This is a genomic window from Nitrospinota bacterium (assembly GCA_016235255.1).
In the GTDB taxonomy this organism is placed as follows: domain Bacteria; phylum Nitrospinota_A; class UBA7883; order UBA7883; family JACRLM01; genus JACRLM01.
Genome location: JACRLM010000112.1, coordinates 1 through 25045, shown reverse-complemented (window position 1 = coordinate 25045; position 25045 = coordinate 1). Strand labels below are relative to the sequence as shown.

Here is a 25045-nt window from a genome sequence, read left to right as displayed (position 1 = left end):
AATGGGGTTTAAAAAACCGTTTAAGGATACCATCTATATTACCGTTCGCGTTTTCATATTGTGGTGAGGACATGATTATTGAACAACATAGTACGACGGAGAAAGAACTTGCAACCACAGAGGCGCAGAGGCACGGAGGTCAAAATATCTTTCTGCGCGCCTCAGTGTCTCTGTGGCGAAAATCCAGACCTTGTCTGCCTCATTGCTTTCGCACCCGCGCGGGAGTAAAATTCATCATAAAATTATAGCCCGGCGCCGCCGGACAAAAAGGAGGACAAGGCATGACGCAGCAATTCGATCTCCAGAGGTACTTGCAGGAAGGGTGGGAGCTTTTCCGCGCCCACGCGGCCAACATGGTGGTGGCCACGCTAATATTGGTGGTGGTGAACGCCGCGGCCAACCTTGTCCCCTTCGCAAGCCTCCTTGTGGCCGGCCCCATGACCGGGGGGATGTTCTACGTGATAATGGACCTTATGGAAGGGAAGGAATTCGCCCCCGCCAGGATGTTCGACGGGTTCAAGCTGTTCGTGCCGATGGTGCTCGTCAGCCTGCTGAGCATGGTGTTCATCACGGCGGGCTTTATCGCCCTGGTGATCCCCGGCTTCCTCGTGGCGGGATGGTACTTGTTCCCCTACCTTTTCGTGATAGACAAGGGGATGGGATTCTGGGACGCCATGGAAGCGTCGCGCAAGATCGGCTTTGAAAACCATTTGAGTGTTTTCCTTATGGCCCTCGTGCTGGCGATCATAAACGTGATCGGCGCTGTGGCGCTTTTCGTCGGGCTGCTTGTCACCATTCCCGTTTCATTCTGCGCCACGGTGGCGGCCTACAGGCATTTGACCGGCGTGGCCCAGACCGTCCAGACGCAGATTATTCCGCCCCCTCCCCCGCCGCCCGCGGCGTGAGCTAAGATGAAAAATAATTGGGCGTAATAGGGCTGAATAATTGAATTGCGAACGGATTTTCTTTTCCGGCCACGCCATTCTGCGCATGATTGAGCGGCGCATCGGCAAGGAAGAGATAATAAATGCCGTAAAAACAGGAGAAATAATTGCTTCATACCCTGATGATTCGCCTTTGCCCAGCTTCCTTGTTTATGGCGATTCGGTGGCCAAGCCGTTGCATATTGTCGTGGGTGTGGATGCCGCCGGAGGAAATTGCCATATAATTACCGTATATCAACCTGATCCGGCTAAATGGCATGAAGACAACAAAACGAGGAAAAGAAAATGAAATGCGCCTTTTGCAGAACAGGTGAAACGTCTCCAGAAACCGTAACTTTCCCAATTCAAAAAGGAGACACGACGGTCATTCTAAAGGGAGTGCCCGCCGAGGTTTGCGATACTTGCGGTGAGCAATATTTCTCGGAAGATGTGACCGGGAAAATCATGAAACTGGCGGAAGAGGCTATCCTGAAAGGCGCTGAAGTGGAGATTCTAAAATTCGCGGCTTGATACAGGAGTTTTATGGACAGCAGCGTTAAAAATAAAAAAAACGCTATTGATGATGTCTTAAGAAGGCGCAACGTGATCAGAGCCGCTTTCTTCGGCTCGGTTGCGCGCGGAGAAGCGACCGGGGAAAGCGATGTTGATCTGCTCGTTGAGTTCGAGGGGAGGAAAAGCCTGCTTGACCTGTCGGGGCTGAAACTCGAACTTGAGGAATTGCTTGGCCGGAAAGTTGACATTCTCACTTATGACTCGCTTCACCCGCTTCTTAAGGAAAAAATATTGAGCGAACAAGAAGTTATTTTATGAGCAAAGACCCGGCCATACTGATCGGACATATCCTGGAATGCATTGAGTTGATCGAAGCCTACACGAAAAACAAGACCTTCAAGGACTTTGCCGAATCAGTGCAGTTCCAGGACTCTGTAATCCGAAGAATAGAAATAATCGGTGAGGCTGTGAAAAACATCCCTGAAGAAATCAGGAATAAATACCCAGATGTCCGATGGAAAGAAATCGCCGGAATGAGAGACATCCTGATTCATGAGTATTTCGGGATTGACTTAAACCTCACTTGGGACGCCGCCATAAAGGACTTACAAAAATTAAAGCATAGTATGATCGCCATTAAAGGTGGGTTGAACAGACTTTAAACAGGCGCCATGGCCATATTCTGGCTCATTCCCCGGCGCGTCCCGCCGCTTACCGCACGTTGTTGAACGATGGCCGGTAGATGAACGTGGCGACGATGTGGAGCCGTTTCTTGTCCAACGTCTTGGGGAACGCGTTGTATGGCGCCGCCACCTTCACCGCCACCTGCGCCTCGTCGTCCAGGGTCTTGTGCCCGCTGGACTTGACGATCTTCACCTCCTCAAGCTCCCCGGTGCTCTTCAATGTGAACCGCACGATGGATGCGCCGGATATCCCCTGGGCGATGGCCTCGTCCGGATAGGTCCACACAAGCTCCACAGCCTTCTTGATGTGACTGAAATAATCAATGTACTTGAACGACTTCGTGTTCAGCGACACCACAGCCTCGTCCCCCATGTCTATCACGTCGGAGGTGGCGGTCATGGCGAATTTCTCGATGTCCGACCCTTTGAGCCCCTTAAGGCCCGACAGCTTGGCCGTTTCGGTGTTCGAAGGATTCGGCCTGTCCGTCGGGCGGGAGCTTACGTTTTTTCTTTGCTCCTCTTTTTCCACGGAGCTTTTTTCGAAAGCCTTGCTCTTGTCGGTCTCCATCGCCTTTTTCATCGCTTCGTTGGAAAACAGGTTCAGGTCATTGGCGCTGTCCCGCTTTGTCATGTCCAGCTTGGGTCCCTGCACCGCCGCCACCATGGTCTTGGGCTTTTCGGGGCGCTGCTCTGGCATGTTTTCCGGCGATTTTTTAGCCGATGGATGGGGCGGGTCCACTTTCTCTCGCGGGAGGGCCGTTTTGGACGCCTTGTACTTTTTTCCCTTCTCCGGCGAGTGGGCGCGGCTGTCGTACCGGGAAAGGATGTCCGCCTTGTCCGGCTTTTCTATCTTGTCCGGCTTTGGCAGGTCTTCCACCCGGCCATGGTCCATGTCCTCATTTTTCGGGGATTCGGCCTGCATAAGCGTCACCCGCACGGGGGTGGCGGTGGTCTTTTTCGGCACTGTGACCACAATCACAGCCGTGGCGATGACCGCCAATGCGTGGATGAGGACCGACATGACAAGGTATCTGCTTAACGGCTTTCGCATCCAGCCAGTATATCAAATGACGGCGGCTGATTTAACGCCCTCCGCCAACTTCCATGTCTATCACCTCAAAAAGCGCCCTAAGCTTGGCCTCTGATTTTATCCCTTTACCCTCCTCCACACCGGATGCAAGGTCTATCCCGAATATCCCGGGGACTTTGAGCGCCTCGGCCACGTTGTCCGGATTTATCCCTCCGGCAAGATAGACCGGCTGGGGCGATTCGGCGATGATTTTCGCCGCCATCTCCCAATCGTTGCGTTTGCCTGTGCCGCCGAACATCCCGGCCGCCGCCGTGTCCAGAATGAATCCGTTCACCATCCCCGCCCGGGCATATTCCTCCATCGTTCCGATGATCCTCCCGGCGTCCCCCTCTCCCTCTCCCGCCGGGGGAAGATGGATGGACTTGAATATAGGGAGCCCCAAAGCGTGTTTTATCGCCCTTGTCACGTTCCAAGGCTCCGTGCCGGTAAGCTGCAGGGCGCACGGCTGGAGAGTTTTGACGATATCGTAATATTCGTCGTCCGCCCCGGCGTTGTATGTGAGCAGGAAAGTCCTGCGCCGGTGCTTTTCGAATATCGGCGCCGCCGCCGCGGGCGTCAGCGACCGGGCCGACCACGGCACGTTGACCACCACGCCAAGATAATCGGCGCCGTATTTTACCGAAAGGTCGCAGCCGGAAACCGACGTCTGGCCGCAGATTTTGATTTTCACGTGACCAAGCCTTCAGGCCCTAGAATTGCTGGATAAGGGTCTGCACCTGTTTGGAGCGGTATATGTTCACGCTGGCCGCGGCGATCATCTCCCCGGTGGAGGGCTGGATCACCTTCACGGTCAGGTCCACGTCGCTCCCCTTCTGCAGGTCGGACACGACGCCGGTGACGATCGCGTCCGCCTCGATCTCCGTCCCCAGCTTTTCAAGCTGGTCCTTGGTGAGCTCCGGCCCCGGCGCGATCTTAAGTTTGGTGAACGCTTCTTTCACTTGCCCCTGGGGTATCACGCGGAACTGGCCGCGCCCCATGGCCCTTTCGCCGAACTTCGCCGTCAGGTACCTTCCAAGCTCGGACACCTGCCCGTTGGCGTTCACAAACTCTATGGTGGCAGCCTTGCGGAACGCGCGAAGCTGGGCCGTCTTCACCCGGTCTAGCAGGGTGTTCATCTGCGTGTTGAAATAGTTGGAGTCGGTCACCGGCGGTATGGGCTCTGCCAGCCCCACCGAAACAAGGGCGGGATTCACCTGGGCGCATCCCATCAGCGGGATGAGCGAAAGGATGGCGGCGGCGCGCAGTATGTTCGTTTTCATAGTTGTAATTATTACCATATTCCCGGCGGCGGCGCCACAGGGTTAAAATCCAACGGCGGACAGGCCGTTGCCCGTCCGCCTTTGAATAACCTCGGGCCGCCCCCCGCGCCGCTTAATGCCCCGTCACAAAGGTCTGGGTGTCGCTTTCCACCGCTCCGCCCCGCCCGTCGGAGGCAACCACCTTCCAGTAATAGGTGGTGTCCGCATCAAGGCCGGTGAAGCTCTGGCTGACCACCGTCTGTTTGGCAGGCGCTGAAGCATCCGTCGAAGAGGAAGACGATCCGCCTCCGCACGACTGGGCCAACGCCCCGAACGACAGCGCCAACACCAGCGCCAAAACCTTCATCCTTCCCGGCCTCATGCCGCCGAACGCCATGAATCCGAACACCATCAGCGCCCCGGCCATCGAAAGGCTGTATTTGGCCTTCGAAACGGAGGCGGTGGTTGCCCCACTTGCGCTTTGCGGGGCGCAGTTGGCGAAGCTGGAATGGTCGCAATACTGGACATTGTAGCTTACGGTGTCATTGTCAGGGTCGGTGGCGGCGTTCCACGACAGTGTCACCCCGGTCCCGTCCACAGACGATCCGGCGGTGGTGAACGCCGCCGGCTTTGAATTGCCTTCCACCGAAATGGACGTGCCAGTCAGATTGTAGGTAAGACGCTGGCCGCTGTTCGTGGAAAGGACAAATGATTGCTCATACGTCCCGTTCTCTATCGGGAAGAAAACGGTGTCTATCGTGCATGTGTCCCGGGGCTGCAGAATCTTTCCCGAGCAGTTGTCCTGGGTGATGTAAAACGGAGGGACGATCCCGCCCCCTTGAGTCATCGCCATGGAAACGGCCCTGCCAAGCATTCTTTCCATGCCGTATATGTACAGGCTGGCGTTCCCGTCGTTGGTGAGGGTGATGGTTTCGGTGTAAACGTTACCCGTGGTGGTGGAACCGCCGCTCCCCCCGCCAGCCCCGATATTGCTGGTTGTGCCGCCCCCCGGCGTGGTGATGTTGGACTGGGGAAGCACGCAAGACCCGTCATCCTGATTGGCCGAAGGGTTATAGTTTATCGCGTTGGGATCGGTGCATCCGATCACAGTGGGATTGACCGCCGCCGCCACGCCTGTGCCGCTAAGGTTAAGCGTTGTCGGACCCTGGCCGCAAAAATTGGTGGTGACAGAATCAGCAAGCGCGCCAAGGGCCGTGGGTGAAAATGTGATTGAGAAAGTGCATGTGCCAACACCGACCTGGGTGACTGTCGGGGTGCACGTTCCATTGTTCTTGCTGAAGTTCACCCCAGTCGTAAGGTTGAGCGTCTCCACGACGTAGTTGACGCCGTTGCTTGAGTCCAACGTCACGTTGACGCTGGAACTCGATCCCACGGCGATATTGCCAAAATCATATGGATTCGCCCCGGTGAAAGTTGGCAATCCCCCGCATGTCCCATACGCCGCAAAGGCCAGTTCCAGATTCTTGCTCTCCTTGCCGCTCACTTCCTCCAGCGGAATCCTGTACTCGTAATACTTGTGCTGGTAGGCCACTTTGTCCGTATAGGTGAAAGAAGGCTTGCCCCATTTGCTTTCACCCTCGGATAGCTTGAACTCCTTGACCTTCCCGCCGATTTTCACGAAGACCTTGGAATAGTCCTTATCGCCATCCATGGTGTTGTCGCCGGTGAAATCTATGGCTATGTATAGATATTTATCGTCGTTCATCACCCATCCGTAGGTGAAGGCGGATGGATGCCCGGAGGCGGACAACGTGAACTCCTTGAACAGCGGGGCAGCCCCCCCGATCTCGCCGGATTTGCCTTTCAACGACAACTTGCCAACGCTGGAGTCCATCTCATAGGTGAAAAACTTCGATTCGGCCCCGATGTCCTTAAAGGCGTTTTCCACGGGGAACTTGAAATCGTAGGGCGATATGTTCAACGCCTCGATACGGGCGGAAAGGACAAGCGTCGCGTCCTTCCGGTTGGCCGGAAACGTAAGTTCAATAATTTTCTCGTGGGCCGGGATCACGTCCATATCGGCCTTGGCCAGTTTGCCTAAGGCTTTTTCGTCCACGGCGCCGTTGACCATAACTCTGGACGGCGCGGCGCCGCCGACAGCAACGTAATCAATGTGGGCCGCGTTGCCATCGGTGTTGACGATGCGGACATTGGCGGCCTTCCCCGGCTTCAGGAATTTGGAGAGATCGAGCTGTTTGCCGACATAATTCTTGCCGTCGGTGATTTTACCGGCGGATGTCCACTGGCCCTCTTTCCCCTCGACGAATATTTCGTATGAGCCGAACTGCATCAACCCCTGCTCGTCTATGTACATCGAAACGCATTGCTTTTTATCCGGCGTGACGGCGGAAAAGGAATTTGCGGCGGATGCGAACATTATTAAACATGACATTAGAGCCAGAAAAACCGGATTGCCAATCCCTATACGCTTCATCAAAGCCTCCCCTAAAGTAGAATTTCCCTCGACAGGCCATCATACCACCATATCAATGGTGACCAGCCCTGTTCAGATGAAGTTGGAGACCGGCCCAAACCGCCATGTCATGAAAAGTCATAGAAACCGTGCGACAGGATATAGCATATTCCCGATAAAAAGAAGGGGCGCATCAAAAAATATACTAAATTGCCGGATAATGGATGTGTACCGGCGAAAATCCGATGGCTATCTTAGCGCCCAATACAGGCGCCCAATAATCTAACGGAACCTGTTGATAATCTTTGGTAGCAAGTGCATACTATATATGTTCACTTGAAAGGATCAGCTTTGAAACTCTCTTTTCTGGCGTTGAGGAAAAAACCGGGCAAACTGCTGGAGGCGATGGAGCGCAGGGAAAGCGTCACCTTGTCCCGCCGTGGCAAGCCCATCGCCCGTGTCACGCCGATAGAAAGCGCCAGCGGCATCTCCGCCTCCGGCCATCCGGCTTTCGGCATGTGGGCAGATCATCCGGAAATGGCGGATCCCACCAAAAAAGTGAGGGAAATGCGCAAGGGGCGTTTTGATGATATTTGACACAGACGTGCTCATCTGGGCCTTTCGCGGACACAAACGCGCGGCCGTGGCCATAGACAGGGCCAAGGCACGCCACATCGCCATCGTCAATTACATGGAGCTCGTCCAGGGGGCGAGGGAAAAAAGTGAAATACGCATCATCCGCTCATTTTTAAAGGACCTCGGCTTTGACGTCCTCCCATTGTCCGAAAACATAGGGAGCCGCGCCGTCGTTTATTTGGAAGAGTACGCCCTAAAGTCCGGAATGCGCCTGGCGGACGCCTTGATAGCGGCCACCGCCGTGGAAAATCAGGTTCCGCTTTGCACGGCCAACACAAAACACTTCCGCGAAATATCGGAACTGGAGTTGAAGAGTTTTAGGGTGTAGTCATATATCCATGACCATCAAGCGTGTTACGAACATGGCGCTCAATGAAATCGAAGAAGAAGTTGTTCTCTTGAAGGCCATCAAGGAACTTATAGATTCGATGGTGAACTTTGAGATTTTAACCGTAAGCGGCAACGATCCAGATTCATCAATATTATTCAAAACAGTGATTCATCAATGCTTATTTAACATCACTACTGTCCGGGGAAAGTTGAAAAGCGGTTGACCTGCAAGTCAGCATAAAATGTAATCGCTAATATATCAGTACGTTATGTTTTGCCAAGTGTTGCTGTCCGGGGAATGCCAATTTGGAGTCTCCGGATGGTATTCTTGAGATGGTAGAGAGGAATGAAAAGGGTGGAATACTGGGCCTTTTACGAGTTTTATAAGGCAGGAATGGGCGAATGTAATGCTGTCCGGGATGATTATGGGAAAAATCAGATGACAAGAGAAACAATTTTATGGATTTTCCCCGGACAGTAGTGATTTAACATCATTCTTGTGGATTTTTTATCGAAAACAAATAAGACGGTTCTGATAAAGAAGCCTGGGTATCTTGAAGCGTTAAAGATAATAACCAATAACCCAAGAATCAATATTAAAATTAAAGATTCAGCCGGTTCCCTTTAAATTGCCGCAATTGATTTTTCCAACTGGCTTGACCATGAAATTAAAGATGTTGATATCTGGTTGCCATCAATTCAAAAAGAAACCAAGATTAAAATTCGGCGTAGAGATTTCTTAACAATGTGCGGGAACCTTTCGAAGCATAACTTCACGCGAGCGGGCCGAGTGGCGGAGAAACTTAAAGATATTCTTGTCAACCGCGGCATATCAATTACCATTGAAGACGCGCTTTTGGCGTTACCTGGCTTTTATGAACGGTTCCATAAAGATATTTTAAATTATCATGGCAGCACTATCGCAGAATTTCTTAACAACATCCGCTGGGGCATTTATGAATATTTGCAACCGGAATTCAAACGAAGCATCGAGTATTATGGAGACGACAATCCGCAAAAGTATCACTTCCTCTACCCTGATGGCATGAACAGCGAATTCGCAAAAAAATGTTATTGGGATTTGATGAACGAAATGCGCTCCAAACCATTTATGAGAAGGTTTGTGGTATCACAAAGCCTAAAGGGCAGTTACTAAGCCCTCCTATCCCCTTCGCAACCCGGCTCCCATTCCAGCAATGTCCGTTTGCCCAATACATTGTCATTCACATGAAAGACTCCCAATAATAGGTTGACTTAAAACATTCCCGTGCATACCATGAATTCTCGTGGTGTGGGGGGCATGGGGCACATGAGGGTATGTGCCGGTGTCTAACGGTATATGCATAGGAGGACTTGTTAATGGCAATTCAGAACGGAGACATCAACGCCAGCGCCGAATGGAAGGACGACAGCGTCCCCAAGATCACGCTCGCCAAGACCGACGCGTTGACCCTGGATGTTTATTATTTCAAGCCCGGCCAGCGGCTCGGCTATCACAGGCATCCCACCGGGGACCAGATATTCACAGTCATCGAAGGCGAAGGGACGTTCTATCTGGACGGCAATGGCGAGGAAAAGCTGGCGGTGAAGCCCGGCTCCACCTTCCTTGCCCCCGCCAACGTGTGGCATGACCTGCACAACACAGGCTCAAAGAACCTCGTCGCCCAGCAGGTGACAAAGCAGCCCGCCGGAATGGAAAAACGCGGCTGATTTTTCCAGTCAAACAGAAGCGCGGGTGTGACAGCCCGCGCTTTTTTATGCTTTCGATATGCCCGCATCCGCATTCTGCCCCCTTTTCGCCATCAACTCCGCCGCCCCGTCCCAAAGCGCCTTGCGCGCGCTTGCACCAGATGCGCCAGCGCCAATAAGGTTCCCAATATATGCGCCAATCGGCCGGCCGGTCACAAGGCGTGTTGACATCGCGCCCCGCCCCGCTTAACCTGATCTTCACGCCGCCGTTGATGGCGGCATATGGAGATTTGAGCATGGAAGTGATTTTAGAGCAGATGGCCGAGTCGGTGGCGATGGACCTTATCAGGCATTGCGAGGCCAAAGCGTCGGGGAACGAGCCTCTGACGTGGGACGAGGCGGTTTCGCTGATGAAGCTTCCCGCTGTGCATATATACGACCTGATCGCATCGGCCAACAGGGTGCGCCGCCAGTTCAAAGGGAACGAAATATCCCTCTGTTCCATCATCAACGCCCGCTCCGGCAAATGCCCGGAGGACTGCGCTTTCTGCTCCCAGTCGGTCCACGCCACTTCGGACGCGCCTGTTTACGGCCTTGTGGCCAAGGACGCGATTCTGGACGGAGCCAGGTCCGCCATCGCCGGGGGGGCGCACAAGTATGGCATCGTCACCAGCGGCTACGGCTTTAACGGCGGCAATGGGGACGCGGACCTTGATTCCATCAAAAGCGCCATCGCCGGGATGAAAGAAAGCGTGGACATTCACAGGTGCGCAAGCCTGGGGGTGATAACCGAGCAGACCGCGCGGGACCTGAAGACCGCCGGGCTGGAAGAGTATCACCATAACCTGGAGACCGCCCGCTCGTTTTTCCCGGACATCTGCACCACCCACGATTATGAAGAGGACGTGGACACCGTGCGCGCGGTGAAGTCGGCCGGGCTTCGCGCATGTTGCGGCGGGATATTCGGCATGGGGGAGACGGAGGAGCAACGGGTGGAAATGGCGTTCACGCTGCGGGAACTGGATGTGGACTCCGTGCCGCTTAATTTTTTGAATCCGATAAAGGGGACCAGGCTTGAGAACGCAACGCCCCTTGCGCCCCTTGAGATATTGAAGATCATCGCGGTGTACCGGATGATATTGCCGGCAAAGGACATCAAGGTGGCCGGCGGACGTGAGAAAAACCTGCGGGACCTGCAGGCGATGATGTTCGCCGCCGGGGCCAATTCCACCATGGTGGGCAATTACCTTACCACCTACGGCCGCCCGGCGGAGGAAGACCTGCGGATGATAGACGATCTGGGGCTCACCGTTGTCAGACCGCGGCGCAACTAAGACCACACTGCTGATATTCGCGGCCCTTACCGCCACCGGGGCGTCACGGTTTATCACCGGGAAATTCTCCGCGCAAAGCTTCATTGAACACCCGGGGGAGAATGCCCTGTTCATCGCGGCGGGCCTTGTTTTCGGGCTCCTGCTGGGGCTTTCGGTGGACGCTTTGCTCAAAAAAGAGCCCGGCGCGCGCTTGAAAAACCTTGCGTACGCAGGATGCGCGGCGGCGGCTGTTTTCCTCGTGGTAATCCACCAGACCAGGAATTTCATATCCGACGGCCCCCCCGCCCTCGCCATGGGACTGGCTTTTCTGATGACTTCGCTTGCGGCGGGAAAACCAGCCGGCAATTGCCGCCAGGATGGCGGCGTTACGAAGAAGCTGCGGTCCTGATCATAATAACGGCGGACAGCGTCATTATCGCCGCCGATAAAGTGAATGCCGCCGCCGGCCCTAAGAGTTCCCATGCCGCCCCGAACAACACCGCCCCCGGCAGGGCGGCGACGCCGATGACCATGTGGAACAGTCCAAAAGCGGCCCCTTTGGCATGTTGGGCCGCCGAATCGCCGATTAGCGCCCTTTCCGCCCCTTCAGACCCCGCCACGGCCATCGAATAGACAAAGAAAAGCCCCACAGCTGCGTATACACCGGAAAACCAGGGGATGACCACTACAATGGCGGCCCTTAAAAACCAGAATACCGACGCCACCGGCAGCCGCCCAACCCTGTCCGACAAACTGCCCGCCGGCATCGCCACCGCCGCCTTGGCCATATGCGCGGCGGCCCATACGATGGGAATCAGGCTTAGCGGAACTCCCGTTGCGCTGATCCAAAGCACCAGGAAAGCCTCCGGCGCCGAGGCAAACGCAAGCCCACCTGCCGCGAAAATCAATCCGCGAAGCTTTGGATCGAGCCCTTTGAAAGTTAACGGCGGAACCGGCGGCTGCGGGGCCTGCTTCGGCTCCCGCACGCCGAAGGCCACCAGCGCCACAGCCATAGATCCGAAGATAAAGGAGATGTAGAAGACTTCGCGCACTCCATAGCCCATGTAAAGGAGCCCGGAAGCGGCCAGTGGGCCGATCATGGCGCCGGTGTGGTCCATGGACCGGTGAAGCCCAAAGGCCTTGCCGCGCAGTTTTTCGTCAACTGAGGAGGAAATTATCGCGTCCCTGGGGGCAGTACGCACACCTTTGCCCGCTCTGTCCGCAAAACGCAACATAAGAGCGGCGGGCCAGCTTGCCACGGCGCCCAAAAGAGGCCTGGAAAGGTTGGATATTATGTATCCGGACAGTGTGAGCGATTTGGCGCCCACCCCTTTGTCCGCAAGTCGTCCTGAATACATCTTTAACAGGCTCGCTGTGGCCTCCGCCACCCCCTCGATCAGCCCAAGGGCGGCCGGACCTGCTCCTAGTGTTGCAGTAAGGAACACCGGCAGAAGGGGGGCGATCATGTCGCTTGCCATGTCATTGAACAGGCTCACGAGCCCCAGAACGATCACGGTCTTGGGAAGTGACTGTTTTGAAAAGCTCATTTCAATTTACCGATGCGGCGCTTACTTTATGTCAACTTTTGCCTTGCAGACCGGCCCTAAAAGGATATACCCAAACATCGTTTCAAACAAATTCAAGCCGTTACACTTGAAAAATGTGGAAAAGAATTACGGCCTGTGACTCTTCTCTGAAAAATTCCTGCAAATCACACTTTAGCTATTTTAATATATTGATAATACTCGCAATACAGCCACTTCCCGTATAATCCACTAAATCGCAATCTCTTAAATTTCCGAAAGTTAATTGAAAGCATGTATAGTTATCCATAGGTTTTCCACAGGATGGATGGCCACTTTGGGGAGCTGAAAACCGCATCTAACTCAGAAAATGGAAAGCGAAAAAATAATTATCATTCAGGTCTGTTTTGATCCGCAACAGGTTGATGGAACGGCAGGTAAACGATAAAGACCGACCCTTTCCCCTCGACGCTTTCCACCTTCACCCATCCTCTATGTAGTTCGACCAGCTCTTTTACCAGATTTAGACCAAGTCCGGTGCCGGCATGCTTACGAGCGTCTCCCCCATCCACCTGCCGGAACCTGTCGAAGATCACTTCCAGGTAACTTTGCGGGATGCCAATGCCTGTATCGGTCACTTTTATCACGACTCCATCCGGGAATTGGGGGTCTTTCCCGGCGCTCACCTCAACATAGCCTTTTTCCGTGAACTTTATGGCGTTGGAAAGCAGGTTTATGAACACCTGGAGCATCCTGCGCTCATCGAGCGTGATAAGAGGCAGGCCATCGGCCATCGCAAGCTTCAAATCCAGCCCCTTGGCCTTGGCCAGCGGCGACACCGAAGCGATGGAATCGGCCGCTATTTCCTTTATGTCCGCCTCCGAAAGATCCAGGGGCATGTGCCCGGACTCGATTTTGGCCAGGTCCAGAAGGTCGTTTATCAACGAAAGCAGGTGCTTCGAGCTTTTGTACACCCGCTGAAGCATCCCCTTCGCCTCTTCGGACCAACCCTTGTCCTTCTCAAGAAGCTCCCAGTCCTCGATTATCTGGTCCGTGAAGTTTATGATGGCGTTGAGCGGCGTGCGCAACTCGTGGGACATGGAGGCCAGGAAATCGGACTTGAGCCTGTCCGCCTCCATAAGCCGTGCGTTGGCCGCCGTGAGGTCCCGGTTGGCCTCCACTATCCTTTTCTGCATCTCCTTGCGGATGTCCAGCGATTTTTTCAGCTCCTCGTTGGTCTTTTCCCGCGCGGCTGTCTCTTCCTTTAACGATCTTGTCATCCTGTTAAACGCCATGGCCAGCATGCCTATCTCGTCCATGCGCACCACTTCGGCCTGGGTGTCCAGGTCCCCCTTGGCAAGCTCGTTGGTGGCGTGGACCAGCTTTTCTATCGGCAGGATGATGGACCTGATGATCATGGGGAACACGATGCCCGCTATCATCAGGATTGAAACGAACAGGATGAAATTCTGCGTCACCAGAAGCGAGGCCACGCGCGTGGTCTTGTCCAGTAGCGCGGCGAACACGTCGTCGCTTTTGGACACGATCCCCTCCATGCCTGTTTTAAGCTGAGGCAGGACGGCGTTCATCTCGCGGGCATGCGTGATAACGCGCCCGGATGCTATCTCCTCCCCGCTTATGATAAGCGAGGCGGTCTGCCATGCGTTGGGGTAATACCTGCCGAAATCCTTCGCCAACCTCGCATATTCATCCTTATGCGAGCCGTCGAGGGCCTGGAGCCTGTTCAATACCGCCGAGAATTCCTCTTTCTTCGCCGCCGCCTCGGCCAGAAGGTCCGGATCCCTGGTCTGTGCGGCCCCGTCGAGCTTCTGGTGCAGTTCCGAGAAGACCCGCCGGAGCAAATGCGCCTGCTTCATGGTCTCCATTTTGGAAAGGTCCAGGTAATCGCTTATTTTTACGGAGGTGTAGTAGGACAGCGCCCACATGGCGAAGTAGAAGAAAATGAAAAGGCCCAGGCCGCTCCACAGTCGCGATTTTATGGAGACGGTCTTCATTTGCCGCCTGGTAAAGCAGGCCTGGCCGCGCGCCCCGGCTTCAGGGTCGGGCTGATCCTCATAAACGGCATCGTCAATCCCTCACGGGAACCGGCCGCACCTGATCGTTCAACTGATCCTCGTAAACATAGCCGACCCCCCCCTGATGTTCGGAGACGAACCGGATCACCTCTTCGGCTTTCCGGAAGACCACCGGCGGCTCGCCTTTGCCGGAGAAGATCATCTTTATCCAATAATTCTTCAGCGTCCCCAGGTCCCTGTCCAGGTAGTTCTGGCTGAACGTCCCCATCGCCGACCTTTCCTCGGGCTCTCCCGCCTCCGCCATGTCGCACACCTTCACGGGCTCACCGGAGCCCCACATTTTCCTCTTTCCAAGAAAAAGATGGGCAAGCTCCGCCTTCGAGACCGAGGCGGTGGCGTTGGCCTTGTTCACAATCACCACAAGCCCCCTCTTGCCCGCGGCGTAGGACACACCCCCGGTGACGGCGGTGATCAGCGCCAGCGCGGCGATCGCATTAATCAGGAACCGGTATGTTTTCATCGCCGCCTAGAAAAATATGGTGGCGACGGAACGGAACTCGTTGAAGTCCTCGTTTCCGGGGGTTATCACACCCATGTTGCTGGCGCCTCGGCTATGCGAGTCCCACTCCAGCTTGAGGAAAAGGTTGCTGTTGACCTTTATGTTCAGCCCCCCCAGAAACGTCGTCCAGTGGTCGTCGGAGACCGAATCGTTCGGGTCTAGCGACTGGGCGCGGGCATACGGCGTGAACCGGCCGTATGTGTATGACATCTGGACATACCACGCCACCTCGTCCTTGGCCGTCTGGCGGCTCCTGGCGTATTCCCCCTTGGCGTTGAAGTGGCCGTAGTTGCCGTTGAGGCTGACCACATACGCCCAATGATTTTCAGACAGCTTCGATTCGCTGACGGCCTTGTCGCCGTAATAGGCGGAAATCCCCGCCTGGAAGGCCGAGTCCTCCGCGTTGAATTGTATCCGCCCCCCCACCGCCTTGTTCGGGTTGGAATCGAACTCGGACTCGTTGGTGTCCAGAGATTCGCCGTTGCCGATATAGACCACATAGTCCCACTCGTAGGACGACCCCGCCATGCCCGCGCCCAACGGGGCAAGGCCGGTGATCCACTTGGGCATGATGGAGTGCCCCCCCATCTTGTCCGACTTGTAGATAACGTCCGGGACGGAGGCCGCTATGAACGCCGGGGAAGCGTCGTGGATCTCGTTGTACAGCCCGAATGGGGTGAGCATCTTCCCGCCGCGGACCTTGAAAAGATCGTTGAATATATATTCGCCGAACCCGTATTCGAGTATCACCCCCCCCTTGCCGAACTCGGTGTCCGCGCCGTGGTCAAACTCTATGTTGGCCTTTATCCTCAGTTCAGGGGTGACCTCCATGGCGGGCAGGAGTGTGAAATGGTGCTGGTCGAAGGCCCCGTTGTCGGTCTTTGTGGCGGAGGTGGCGTATATCCCCTCCGGCTTGTCGGCATGGTTATACTCCAGGTCGAAATATCCGTGGAGCGTGACCTTGTCCAAACTGATGGCCTCGGCGCGGCCTGTCGAGGTTATGGCGAAGGCCAGGGCCAAGAACGCCGCCGCCGGCTTCATGTGGCCAAGGAGCTTGTTTGCGCGTTGAAAAAGCATAGATGGTTTCGTGAAAATCCTTAAGGCTGATTATCCACCAAGTTGTCAGAATATATAACATGGATGTGTTGACGGCAACTGGAATTTCTTCCGCCGCGCACACTTAAGAAAGGGGTATGCGGGGGCCGAATCAAGCTTACAGCCCGAAATTATAGACCAGGCTGATATCGGCGTTGAGAAGGCTGTAAGTGTTGTCCTCGGCCTCGAAGGCGTCCTTCTTGTCCATTATCCGGGTATAACGGATCTTGCCGGCAAGTTGCATCCCATGGGCCGCGTTCCAGATCACTCCCGGCTCCAAATAGGCCTTCCACCTGCCCGCGTCGTAAAAAGCGTCCCCCGGCTCATAGGCGTTGGCGGCCACGTTCTTGTATCCGGCCACACCGGACAGGGTGATTTCTCCGGTAAGCTTGTAGCCGCCGTATGCCACGACCTCCACCGAGTTGTTGTTCGAATTCCTGCTTTCCGCCTCCAGCGCAAGTTCGGCGTTCATGTACTCGTTGGACCGTTGGGTCATCACTATCAATGCAAACATGCTCATCAGGTTCTCGTTCCAGCTCTTAAGATATTTGATGTCCGCGGAAAAAAGGTCCCCCGTCCGGTACACGTCCTCACCGTTGCGCGTGTCCCTGCCAACGGTGTAATAGATCAGGTTGACCGCCAGGAAGTCCGCCTCCGTGAATCCGTACGCGCCGTTGCCGATGACCATCAGCCGGGAGCCCGGCTTGTACCGGTCCCCCTCCACGTCCGTGGTGGGGGTGTACTCCCCGGTGAAGGTGTATTTGGCCCCGATCCCCATGCTCATGCTTTTCGAGAACGTATTGGCCACGAGGAAATGGGGGCTGACGTTGAGCCCCTGGTTGTAAAGGTTCACCGACATAAGGTCCGACCCGAGCGGATCGCTCAATATGCGTGTAAGCTCGTCCGTTGAATAGGCCCCTTTTCCGGTGGGGATCGTCAGGTCCACCCCGCCGCGCAAGGCCATGGAGCCTGATTCGCAGGTGTAATAGTCGGACAATTCCACGTCCGCCGTGGTGGAGATCGAAAACCGGTCCGGGCTCTGCGCCGTCAGGTAGTCCGTCCTTACATACCTGGTGGTGACCGCTCCTCCGTATTCCCGTCCCGTATAGCCTAACTGAGCGAAGCCGACTCCCTGGCTTCCGGCGTTGCCCAACTTGTCCGCCTTCCAGTCTCCATAATTGGTGGAGAGGGTCAGCACCCATGGGGGCGATGCTTCCGTGGTGGAGCCTTCCTGCGCCACGCATGGTGTGGCAAACGAGGTGAGCGCCACCCCGGCCGCGGCCAGCGCGGAATAAATCTTTCTACGCGCCTCCATCACCATGTCCCTATGGGGGGGATGGATATGCTCACCGGAGTCCCCACAGGCCCGGTTGTGGCCGGGGGCGGGCCGGGCGGGAAAATCCCTCCTGTCCCTGTTCCGCCGGTCCCCGTTATGGGAGGCGGTATGTTTGTTGTGTCCATCGGTGGAGGTGGCGGCGGGGGTGGAGGTGACGGTGGCGGCGGGGCCAGGAATCCGCCGATAACGTTGGTGTTCACCGTCTGCACGGCGGTGGAGGTGGCGGTGGTGGTCTGTCCGGCAGTCCCCTGTGCCTGCGGATTGATAGTCGAGGTGTCCACCACGGCGCCATCCTGGTTTGTCCCGCCTGTCACTCCTGTTATCTTTGTGGACACGGTGGAGCTCAGGCTGTTCACCACTATGTTCGTTGTGACATTTTGCGTGACCGGCGTGATGATTTCCCCACCGCCCGATGCCGATGTCCCCGTGAAAGAGACGGTCTCACCGGTGGAGCTTCCGGTCATATTTCCATTAGCCTCACCGGTGGTCCCACCCGTGGTTCCCCCGGTGAAATCTCCGGCTGTTCCGCCAGTCGTCCCGCCAGTGGATCCTCCGGCGCCATCACCAATGGAGCCACCGGACGCGCCCCCGGTAGAACCGCCGGCGCCCTGCTGGTCACCCCCTCCGGATGAGCCTTCCTGGTTCTGCGAATTGTCCTGCTGCTGCGTCCCGCCCCGGGGCGCCCCTTCCGGCTGCTGCGTTGGCTGTTGTTGGGCTGGTCTCTGGGTCTTGAACTGCATCCCCTTGTCCAGCGATTGCATCCTGGATTGAGGAATAAGCTGCGGTATGGCCGGAGCCCTCCCCTGGAACACTGTCGTGCCGAATCCGGGGTCCAACGTAATTCGTGTCAAGCCGGAGTCGAAGCCTTGAAGGTAAAGCTGCCCCATCTCCCCTTTTTTGCCCAGGAAGTCCACCTCCGTCTTCGACTTGCCGGTTGCGTCCATGGAAGCTGTGACCACCCATGGGGGAGAGCCGCCAACCCCGGCTATGGCCGCCTTCGTGTGATATTCAAACTTGGACTCCCGGCTGGCAAGCTTGGCCACCGATGATTTCACCCGGCCCATGATCAAATTGAATATCGAGAAAGTGGAGCCTTTTTCGTTTCGGTGAAGGGAACGGACCGTCATGTCCGTGTCCTTGTCCACCCGGATCACGTCGCCGTTGTCAAACTGCACTTCCACCACGCCGTTTTTCCCGGTGCGCACCCTGTCCCCCGCGCTCACTGCCATCTTTAAAACGACGGGCGCCGCGCTGCCGTCCTTGACGAACACTACGGTGGCTTCTCCTTCCACATGGGTGACCGTGGCGCCGATGGGGGTGCTTGCGGCATGCGCAGGCAAAGGCGCAAGCAAAAGGACCGCCGCCAATGACGCGGAAAAAGCCAGACGGCCAAGGCAGATAATTTTCATGTGATACCCCGTTTTTTTTGCGGACAGCGGCCGTCATAAACAGCGTCTCTGGCTGTCCCACCGGTTTGATGGGCCGCGATAAGCGCTACCAATGTCCCGACTACATTAAAATACAACTTTTCGCACGCCATGTCATCTTGGGGTCAGCCCCTTGCCGCCGATTCATTCTCTTGCCTTATCGGCCCTGACTCTGCAATCATTCACCGATGATGGAAAATCTTCTGACCCTGGGAATAGAGAGCTCCTGCGATGAGACGGCGGCGGCGGTGGCTAGCGGCAGGTACTCCGTGCTGTCGTCGGTGGTGGCGTCCCAGCATGACGTCCATTCCAAATACGGCGGAGTGGTGCCGGAGCTTGCCTGCAGGCGTCACTCCGAGGTCATCAGCCCCATCGTCCACGAGGCGCTCGAACGCGCTGGAGTGTCCGTCAACGATATCGGCCTTGTGGCGGTGACGCGTGGGCCGGGGCTTGTGGGGGCGCTTTTGGTGGGGGTCTCCTACGCCAAGGCGTTGGCATGGGCGCGGGGGATTCCGCTGGCCGGGGTGAACCATCTTCAAGGGCATGTGATGTCCGCCTTTATCGAAAAACCGGACACCCCTTTGCCGATGCTGGCCCTGCTTGTGTCCGGTGGTCACTCGGAGCTTTTCATGGTGGAAAGGCCCGGCGCCGTCCAACGGCTGGGCGGAACCCGGGACGATGCGGCGGGAGAAGTGTTCGACAAAGTGGCGCGGATGATGGACCTGGGATTCCCCGGCGGCCCGGCGGTGGAACGGATGGCCCGAGGGGGCGCGGCGAAATTCGATATACCCATAGCCCATCTGCACCACGGGGGCGAATTCGACTTTTCATTCTCCGGCCCGAAGACGGCGGTGAAGAACATCGTGAACAAATTTCAGGCCAAAGGAGAGCAAGTCCCGGCGGCGGACATATGCGCATCGTTCCAGAAATCGGTGGTGGAGGCGCTTGCCGCAAAGACAAAGCTTGCGGCCGAGCGCTTCAATCCCGGATCACTGGCCCTTGTGGGGGGGGTGGCGTGCAACGGCGCCTTGCGGGAACGTTTCACAAAACTAGGCGATTCGCTGGGATTGCCGGTGATAATCCCACCGCCGCATTTATGTTCCGACAACGCCGCCATGACGGCCGCCGCCGGGGCGGGGATGTACCTGGACGAACCGGCCAGCCCCGGATGGACGGACTATCTTGCCTTGGACGCGGACCCCGCCTGGCTGCCATAAACACCGCGCGCCCCTTTTTTGACTAGCGTTCTCCGCCCCAATACAATATTAGATAGAGAAGGATGGTTTATGAAAACGTTGTATCTGCGGGGCGACGCTCCTGAATACAGGACGCTCAAGGAAGCGGCCCAGATAGTGCTGGCCGGCGGGGTGATGGTGTATCCCACGGACACCATCTATGGCCTGGGGTGCGGCATTTTCTCCAAGTCCGCCATAGAGCGCATCGCAAAGGCCAAGCTTCGGGAGGGGAACAAGCCTTTCTCCTTCGTCTGCCGCGACGTGGCGCAGATCAGCGAGTTTGCCTTCGTGTCCAACTGGGCGTACCGGCTCGTAAACAGGCTGCTCCCCGGCCCGTACACCTTCATATTGGAGGCGCGCAAGACAGCCATCCCCAAAAAGATGATCGGCAAAAGGAACACAGTGGGGATCAGGATTCCGGACAGCCCGGTGTGCAACATGCTCGTGGAGATCATCGGCCATCCCATAGTCTCCACCTCCGTGAACCTGGCCGGTGGCGAGCCGCTCAACGATCCGGCGGACCTGCCCGCGGAAATAAGCCGCTTTGTGGACGTGGTCGTCTCCGCCGGGCCGCTGATATCCGAGCCTTCCACCGTGGTGGACCTTACCGGCTCCGCCCCGGTGACGCTGCGCCAGGGGAAAGGGGAGATAATCTGGTAGGCGGATATTTGGGGCTGTTGAACCCTATGCGCCGCTTTAGTTCCGGTTCCACTTCATGCAATTCCGCCAGATCACGATCATCATCACCTGCTGGCCTCCCTTCTCCAGATTGCGGATTGTTCAAGCAATTATCCGGCGTTTTATTCTTTCAAAAGGACTTCCAACTCCTTTTCAAGAACCGGCAAATGGATTTTAACTATGCCCCAGACCGTTTCATCGTCAAGAAGGTCATATCCGTGAACGGCCAGGTTCCGGAAAGCCACGATCTTCTGGTAATTGCTTATCCGCGCCGCGATATCCGGTGAAAGCCGGGAAAGTTTGCTCAACGCCTCGCCGATTGTTATCAATTGCCGCTCCACGCCGGAGCGCAAAAGATTGTTTGCCGAATAATCGGCGAGATTTTTTCCGGCCACGAATCCGCTTATCAGGGAAGCGGCCTGTTTTGCGTCGAACAGGAATTTTGCGGGACTATGCCGCATAAATCAGCTTCCGGGTTTCGTTTACCCCTTTTATGAAATAGGGATTACGCATCGCCTTGGATTCCACAAGATCAATATGCCGGTGAAAAACACCTTCCAGTTCTTCCAATAGGCCGAAATACTGGTCGGCGGCGTTTATTGTCTCTGTCCTGTGGAACTCCACCAGAAAGTCAAAATCGCTTCTCTCCGGGTCAAAATCCTCACCTGTGGCGGCGGAGCCAAACACTTCTAGCCGCATCACGGCATATTTGGAGCACAGCTTGTTAAGCTCCGTCATCCGATCTTCAACAAGCGCAATCATTGGTAAACCAATCTATATTGAGACAACAGCATTATGCCACAAGACGCGGTTAATCTGGAATTACAGTCCAATTATCAGGCAGGCTATTTATTATAATCGCCGCCGCCAGCGCGGCTTTCGTCCGCCCCACCCATCTGTTCTTTCAGAACGCTCTTTGCGCTCAGACGCTACTTTACACTCAGTTCGCTCTGTTCGTCTTTTCATCCGGCGCGGGAGGGGATATATTCCCTCGTGACAGGCGGAAAGCCCTCCGCCGGGCATGAAAGGATTTGAATGTGGACAATGAGGCGGATGGACGGATAAAACTCGCGGCAAAAACCGCCGTTGTGGCGCCAGCCCCGTTTTCATCTATAATGGTACCCCTGTTTATCACCTGGAGTTTACGATGAGCGATATTCACTCCGTCCGGCATTCCGCCGCGCACGTTATGGCGGAGGCCATACAGAAGCTTTACCCCTCCGCCCAGTTCGCCTACGGGCCGGAAACGGACGACGGTTTTTATTACGACGTGAAAATACCGGACGGCTCGCTTTCCGAGGACGACCTGCCGAAAATAGAAAAACTGATGAAGGAGATCGTCCGTAACGGCCATCCCTTCGCCCGCGAGGAGGTCTCCCGCGAGGAGGCCATAAAACTTTTCGCCGGGCAGAAATTCAAGGTCCTCACCCTCGAAAACCAGTTAAAGGACGAGAAAAGCGTCTCCGTTTACCGCCAGGGGGACTTTGTGGACCTGTGCAGGGGGCCGCACGTGGAAAAGACCTCGGAGATAAAGGCGTTCAAAGTGAGCCGCATCTCCGGCAGCTACTGGCTGGGGGACTCGAAAAACGAGCCGCTCCAGCGCGTTTATGGGCTCTGCTTCGCCACGAAGGAAGAGCTGAAAAATTACGAGACCATGCTCGAAGAGGCGAAAAAGCGGGACCACCGCCTTATCGCAAAGCAGCTAAAGCTTTTCTCCTGGCACGACGAGGGGCCGGGATTCCCCTTCATGATGCCAAACGGCAAGACGGTGTTCAACCTGCTGGTGGAGTACAACCGGAAGAAAAACCTGGAGCGGGGCTATGTGGAGGTGAGCACCCCGCAGATGCTCATAGACGACCTTTGGGCCATATCCGGCCACACGGACTATTACCGGGACCACATGTACTTTTCCACCGTGGACGAGCGGGGCTACGCCATAAAGCCGATGAACTGCCCCGGCGCCATGCTCATGTACAAAGAAGAGCGCCGCTCCTACCGGGAATTCCCGCTGAAGGTGGCTGAGTTCGGCCTTGTGCACCGCCACGAGCTTTCCGGCGTGCTCCACGGCCTTTTCCGCGTGCGCGCCTTCACCCAGGACGACGCGCACATCTATTGCCCCTATGACGATCTCAAGCCGCAGGTGGTGGACAGCATAAGCCACATCACGGAGGTCTATCGCGATTTCGGATTCAACGACTATTCCCTTTTCATCGCCACAAGGCCGGACAAGGCAATCGGCGATCCGGCGATGTGGGACCACGCCATTGAGATACTCAAGCAATCGCTTGACGAAAAGGGGATGCCGTACAAAATAAAGGAAAAAGAGGGCGCCTTCTACGGGCCGAAAATCGAGTTCAACGTAAAGGACTGCATCGGGCGCAACTGGCAGATAGGCACCGTGCAGGTGGACTTTTTCCTTCCCGAACGATTCGGGCTGGAGTATGTGGGCCCGGACGGCGCCACCCACCGCCCGGCCATGTTGCATCGCGCCATTTTCGGCTCGCTGGAGCGGTTCATCGGCATATTGATAGAGCAGACCATGGGGGCGTTCCCCGTGTGGATCGCGCCGGTGCAGGCCATCGTCCTGCCTATCACGGACGGGCAGAACCAATACGCCCGGTCGCTTGCGGCGCGGTTGAAGAAGGAAGGGGTGCGGGTGGAGGTGGACGAAAGCTCCGAACGGGTGCAGAAAAAAATCCGCAACGCCCAGCTTATGAAGGTACCATACATGCTTGTTGTGGGCGGCAAGGAGGCGGAGAGCGGCCAGGCGGCCGTGCGGCTTCGCACGGGGGTGGACCTTGGCGCCATGCCGGTGGAAAAATTCCTGGCGGGAATGAAAATGGTGGAACAGCAAAAATCGGACGATCTTTGGCCGGAGGTTTAAATAATGGCGAAGGACTGCTCTTTTGACGTGGTGTGCAAGGTGGAGATGATGGAAGTGGTCAACGCCGTCAACCAGGTGGTGGCGGAGATAAAGCAGAGGTACGACTTCAAGGGATCCAAGGCGGAGGTGACGCTCGACCAGAAAGAGAGCTCCATCACCATTTTGGCCGACAGCGAGCCGCAGGTTGGCACGGTCAACGACATAGTGCAAAGCAAGCTGGTCAAACGCGGGATATCGCTAAAAGCGCTCGAATACGGCGAGATAGAGCGCGCGTCCGGCGACATGGCCCGTCAGGTGATAAAGCTTCAGCAAGGCATCCCGATAGAAAAGGCGAAAGAGATCGTGAAGATCATAAAAGGGATGAAAATCAAGGTTAACGCGTCTATACAGGACGACCAGGTGCGCGTGGCCGGCAAAAACCGGGACGATTTGCAGGAGGTCATCGCAGCGCTCAAGAAGACCGATCTGGGGATAGACATGCAGTTCACCAATTACAGGTGAGGGGAAAAGTTATCTTTCCAGAGCAAATCAATTATACTAACCTCCACACTATTTAATTGCAAGCTTTTTCAAGAATGAAAAGGGATGGATAATGCTTAATATTACTGTTATTTCAATTCATTTAGACATCCTAGATAAGGAAATGAATAAGATTGGCAAAGCAACCGGATTTATTCTTAATCATGATGGGACAGCATATTTAACAACATGCTGGCATGTCGTTACTTGTCAAAATCATTTGGACAGAGCAAATAAATTCAATCAGCCAAATCCTAATAATTACGCACCTTATTTAATTAAATGTTGCCTGCCTTTAATAAGTGCCAATTCTATTACCACTAGCAATAAATATATCATTGGAATCAATCACGAATTACCAATTTATAGCTTAAAAGATGGTATTGCCGTTCCACTTTGGCAGGAAAATAAATGTCGGTTCGAAAGCGAAGAAAAGCCTGTTGGAGATGTAGTTTGTTTTAAACTGGACATCAGAGACAAGGATGGCAATCCTGAAAAACTTGAGCCATTTGGAATCTCAAGAGACTTTTTTTATAATGAACCGGTAAAGTTAGGTCAAAAACTTTTCGTTTGCGGTTATCCAAGAGGTGTGGCCAGTTCTGGCGCATTCAAAGGTATTGGATTTGCTAAAACAGTTTTTGTTGCAGCAACAGATGCTAGTATTGCCGCGAAAGATGAAGGTAAAAATGTAAGTTTTAATTTGTTTGATGGATTTTTTATTGATGGAACGACTAGTAGAGGAATGTCAGGTTCTCCTGTTTTCAATGAAAGTGTCCTAAACTTAGTTGAAACGAAGGTATGACCTCACCTGCTACCATGTTTTTGAACGAAAACAACGGAAAGCAAGGAGGTCACATGAAAAGAGTAAACGGTAACGGGAAAACTGGCAAGGGAAGAATGGATT

The 25045-nt window shown here is 55.3% G+C and carries 28 protein-coding genes; 16 read left to right on the top strand and 12 right to left on the bottom strand.

Annotation, left to right across the window (positions count from 1 at the left end; translation table 11 throughout):
• The first annotated feature begins 281 nt into the window (after nucleotides 1-281).
• The 5 genes from HZB29_14350 (at nucleotide 282) to HZB29_14330 (ending at nucleotide 2098) form a co-directional block, all read left to right on the top strand.
• Nucleotides 282-905: a hypothetical protein gene (locus HZB29_14350; protein ID MBI5816779.1), complete on the top strand. Its 624-nt coding sequence runs from the start codon at nucleotides 282-284 to the stop codon at nucleotides 903-905.
• A gap of 85 nt (nucleotides 906-990) precedes the next feature.
• Complete coding sequence (locus HZB29_14345) at nucleotides 991-1233, top strand: DUF4258 domain-containing protein (protein ID MBI5816778.1); 243 nt, start codon at nucleotides 991-993, stop codon at nucleotides 1231-1233.
• Entirely contained in the window at nucleotides 1230-1454 is a 225-nt protein-coding gene (locus tag HZB29_14340) for a type II toxin-antitoxin system MqsA family antitoxin (protein MBI5816777.1), read from the top strand. The genes HZB29_14345 and HZB29_14340 overlap by 4 nt, the downstream gene beginning before the upstream one ends.
• A 12-nt stretch (nucleotides 1455-1466) precedes the next feature.
• Nucleotides 1467-1754 carry a nucleotidyltransferase family protein gene (locus tag HZB29_14335; GenBank protein MBI5816776.1) on the top strand — a complete coding sequence of 96 codons (288 nt, stop codon included), beginning with the start codon at nucleotides 1467-1469 and terminating at the stop codon, nucleotides 1752-1754.
• Nucleotides 1751-2098, top strand: coding sequence for a DUF86 domain-containing protein (locus HZB29_14330; GenBank protein MBI5816775.1), 348 nt, complete (start codon nucleotides 1751-1753; stop codon nucleotides 2096-2098). Before HZB29_14335 ends, HZB29_14330 begins: the two co-directional genes overlap by 4 nt.
• A 49-nt stretch (nucleotides 2099-2147) precedes the next feature.
• Here the strand turns inward: HZB29_14330 and HZB29_14325 are convergent, their stop codons facing one another.
• The 4 genes from HZB29_14325 to HZB29_14310 form a co-directional block, all read right to left on the bottom strand.
• Nucleotides 2148-3170: a TonB family protein gene (locus HZB29_14325; GenBank protein ID MBI5816774.1), complete on the bottom strand. Its 1023-nt coding sequence runs from the start codon at nucleotides 3168-3170 to the stop codon at nucleotides 2148-2150.
• Between the two features lie 31 nt (nucleotides 3171-3201).
• Nucleotides 3202-3879 (bottom strand): phosphoribosylanthranilate isomerase, encoded by a 678-nt coding sequence (locus HZB29_14320; GenBank protein ID MBI5816773.1) that lies wholly within the window; start codon nucleotides 3877-3879, stop codon nucleotides 3202-3204.
• A gap of 19 nt (nucleotides 3880-3898) precedes the next feature.
• Nucleotides 3899-4468, bottom strand: coding sequence for a hypothetical protein (locus HZB29_14315; protein ID MBI5816772.1), 570 nt, complete (start codon nucleotides 4466-4468; stop codon nucleotides 3899-3901).
• A gap of 112 nt (nucleotides 4469-4580) precedes the next feature.
• Nucleotides 4581-6860 (bottom strand): hypothetical protein, encoded by a 2280-nt coding sequence (locus HZB29_14310; protein ID MBI5816771.1) that lies wholly within the window; start codon nucleotides 6858-6860, stop codon nucleotides 4581-4583.
• Between the two features lie 372 nt (nucleotides 6861-7232).
• On the opposite strand from HZB29_14310, the gene HZB29_14305 reads away from it, so the two are divergent.
• The 6 genes from HZB29_14305 (at nucleotide 7233) to HZB29_14280 (ending at nucleotide 11258) form a co-directional block, all read left to right on the top strand.
• Nucleotides 7233-7478, top strand: a complete 246-nt coding sequence (locus HZB29_14305) for a type II toxin-antitoxin system prevent-host-death family antitoxin (protein MBI5816770.1) — start codon at nucleotides 7233-7235, stop codon at nucleotides 7476-7478.
• Entirely contained in the window at nucleotides 7468-7845 is a 378-nt protein-coding gene (locus tag HZB29_14300) for a type II toxin-antitoxin system VapC family toxin (GenBank protein MBI5816769.1), read from the top strand. Before HZB29_14305 ends, HZB29_14300 begins: the two co-directional genes overlap by 11 nt.
• Nucleotides 7846-8484: 639 nt before the next feature.
• Nucleotides 8485-9003 carry a hypothetical protein gene (locus HZB29_14295; GenBank protein MBI5816768.1) on the top strand — a complete coding sequence of 173 codons (519 nt, stop codon included), beginning with the start codon at nucleotides 8485-8487 and terminating at the stop codon, nucleotides 9001-9003.
• A 203-nt stretch (nucleotides 9004-9206) separates the two neighbouring features.
• A complete protein-coding gene (locus HZB29_14290; GenBank protein MBI5816767.1) occupies nucleotides 9207-9557 on the top strand; it encodes a cupin domain-containing protein in 351 nt (116 codons plus the stop codon).
• A 314-nt stretch (nucleotides 9558-9871) separates the two neighbouring features.
• Nucleotides 9872-10870, top strand: coding sequence for a biotin synthase BioB (bioB, locus tag HZB29_14285; GenBank protein ID MBI5816766.1), 999 nt, complete (start codon nucleotides 9872-9874; stop codon nucleotides 10868-10870).
• Nucleotides 10848-11258 (top strand): hypothetical protein, encoded by a 411-nt coding sequence (locus HZB29_14280; protein MBI5816765.1) that lies wholly within the window; start codon nucleotides 10848-10850, stop codon nucleotides 11256-11258. Before bioB ends, HZB29_14280 begins: the two co-directional genes overlap by 23 nt.
• Here HZB29_14280 and HZB29_14275 read toward each other — a convergent pair.
• From HZB29_14275 to HZB29_14250, 6 genes are all read right to left on the bottom strand, one after another.
• Nucleotides 11236-12396 carry an MFS transporter gene (locus tag HZB29_14275; protein MBI5816764.1) on the bottom strand — a complete coding sequence of 387 codons (1161 nt, stop codon included), beginning with the start codon at nucleotides 12394-12396 and terminating at the stop codon, nucleotides 11236-11238. The two genes, HZB29_14280 and HZB29_14275, sit on opposite strands and share 23 nt — an antisense overlap.
• A gap of 368 nt (nucleotides 12397-12764) precedes the next feature.
• On the bottom strand, nucleotides 12765-14387 hold the full coding sequence (locus tag HZB29_14270) for a HAMP domain-containing protein (protein ID MBI5816763.1): 1623 nt from the start codon (nucleotides 14385-14387) through the stop codon (nucleotides 12765-12767).
• 73 nt (nucleotides 14388-14460) lie between these two features.
• Nucleotides 14461-14928 carry a hypothetical protein gene (locus HZB29_14265; protein ID MBI5816762.1) on the bottom strand — a complete coding sequence of 156 codons (468 nt, stop codon included), beginning with the start codon at nucleotides 14926-14928 and terminating at the stop codon, nucleotides 14461-14463.
• A gap of 6 nt (nucleotides 14929-14934) precedes the next feature.
• Nucleotides 14935-16044, bottom strand: coding sequence for a porin (locus tag HZB29_14260; protein MBI5816761.1), 1110 nt, complete (start codon nucleotides 16042-16044; stop codon nucleotides 14935-14937).
• A 136-nt stretch (nucleotides 16045-16180) separates the two neighbouring features.
• Entirely contained in the window at nucleotides 16181-17377 is a 1197-nt protein-coding gene (locus tag HZB29_14255) for a hypothetical protein (protein MBI5816760.1), read from the bottom strand.
• The gene (locus HZB29_14250; protein MBI5816759.1) at nucleotides 17377-18807 is read right to left on the bottom strand and encodes a FecR domain-containing protein; all 1431 of its coding nucleotides are present in this window, start codon (nucleotides 18805-18807) and stop codon (nucleotides 17377-17379) included. Before HZB29_14250 ends, HZB29_14255 begins: the two co-directional genes overlap by 1 nt.
• A gap of 209 nt (nucleotides 18808-19016) precedes the next feature.
• Between HZB29_14250 and tsaD the strand changes: the two genes are divergently transcribed.
• The gene (gene tsaD / locus HZB29_14245) at nucleotides 19017-20042 is read left to right on the top strand and encodes a tRNA (adenosine(37)-N6)-threonylcarbamoyltransferase complex transferase subunit TsaD (protein MBI5816758.1); all 1026 of its coding nucleotides are present in this window, start codon (nucleotides 19017-19019) and stop codon (nucleotides 20040-20042) included.
• 69 nt (nucleotides 20043-20111) lie between these two features.
• The gene (locus tag HZB29_14240) at nucleotides 20112-20720 is read left to right on the top strand and encodes a threonylcarbamoyl-AMP synthase (protein ID MBI5816757.1); all 609 of its coding nucleotides are present in this window, start codon (nucleotides 20112-20114) and stop codon (nucleotides 20718-20720) included.
• A 140-nt stretch (nucleotides 20721-20860) separates the two neighbouring features.
• On the opposite strand, the gene HZB29_14235 is transcribed toward HZB29_14240, so the two are convergent.
• Together HZB29_14235 and HZB29_14230 are read right to left on the bottom strand one after the other, a co-directional pair.
• Entirely contained in the window at nucleotides 20861-21199 is a 339-nt protein-coding gene (locus HZB29_14235) for a DUF86 domain-containing protein (GenBank protein MBI5816756.1), read from the bottom strand.
• A complete protein-coding gene (locus tag HZB29_14230; GenBank protein MBI5816755.1) occupies nucleotides 21189-21476 on the bottom strand; it encodes a nucleotidyltransferase domain-containing protein in 288 nt (95 codons plus the stop codon). The genes HZB29_14235 and HZB29_14230 overlap by 11 nt, the downstream gene beginning before the upstream one ends.
• 409 nt (nucleotides 21477-21885) lie before the next feature.
• On the opposite strand from HZB29_14230, the gene thrS reads away from it, so the two are divergent.
• The 3 genes from thrS (at nucleotide 21886) to HZB29_14215 (ending at nucleotide 24943) form a co-directional block, all read left to right on the top strand.
• Nucleotides 21886-23622: a threonine--tRNA ligase gene (thrS, locus tag HZB29_14225; GenBank protein ID MBI5816754.1), complete on the top strand. Its 1737-nt coding sequence runs from the start codon at nucleotides 21886-21888 to the stop codon at nucleotides 23620-23622.
• A gap of 3 nt (nucleotides 23623-23625) precedes the next feature.
• On the top strand, nucleotides 23626-24123 hold the full coding sequence (locus HZB29_14220; GenBank protein MBI5816753.1) for a YajQ family cyclic di-GMP-binding protein: 498 nt from the start codon (nucleotides 23626-23628) through the stop codon (nucleotides 24121-24123).
• Between the two features lie 91 nt (nucleotides 24124-24214).
• Nucleotides 24215-24943, top strand: coding sequence for a trypsin-like peptidase domain-containing protein (locus HZB29_14215; protein ID MBI5816752.1), 729 nt, complete (start codon nucleotides 24215-24217; stop codon nucleotides 24941-24943).
• The last annotated feature ends 102 nt before the right edge of the window (nucleotides 24944-25045 follow it).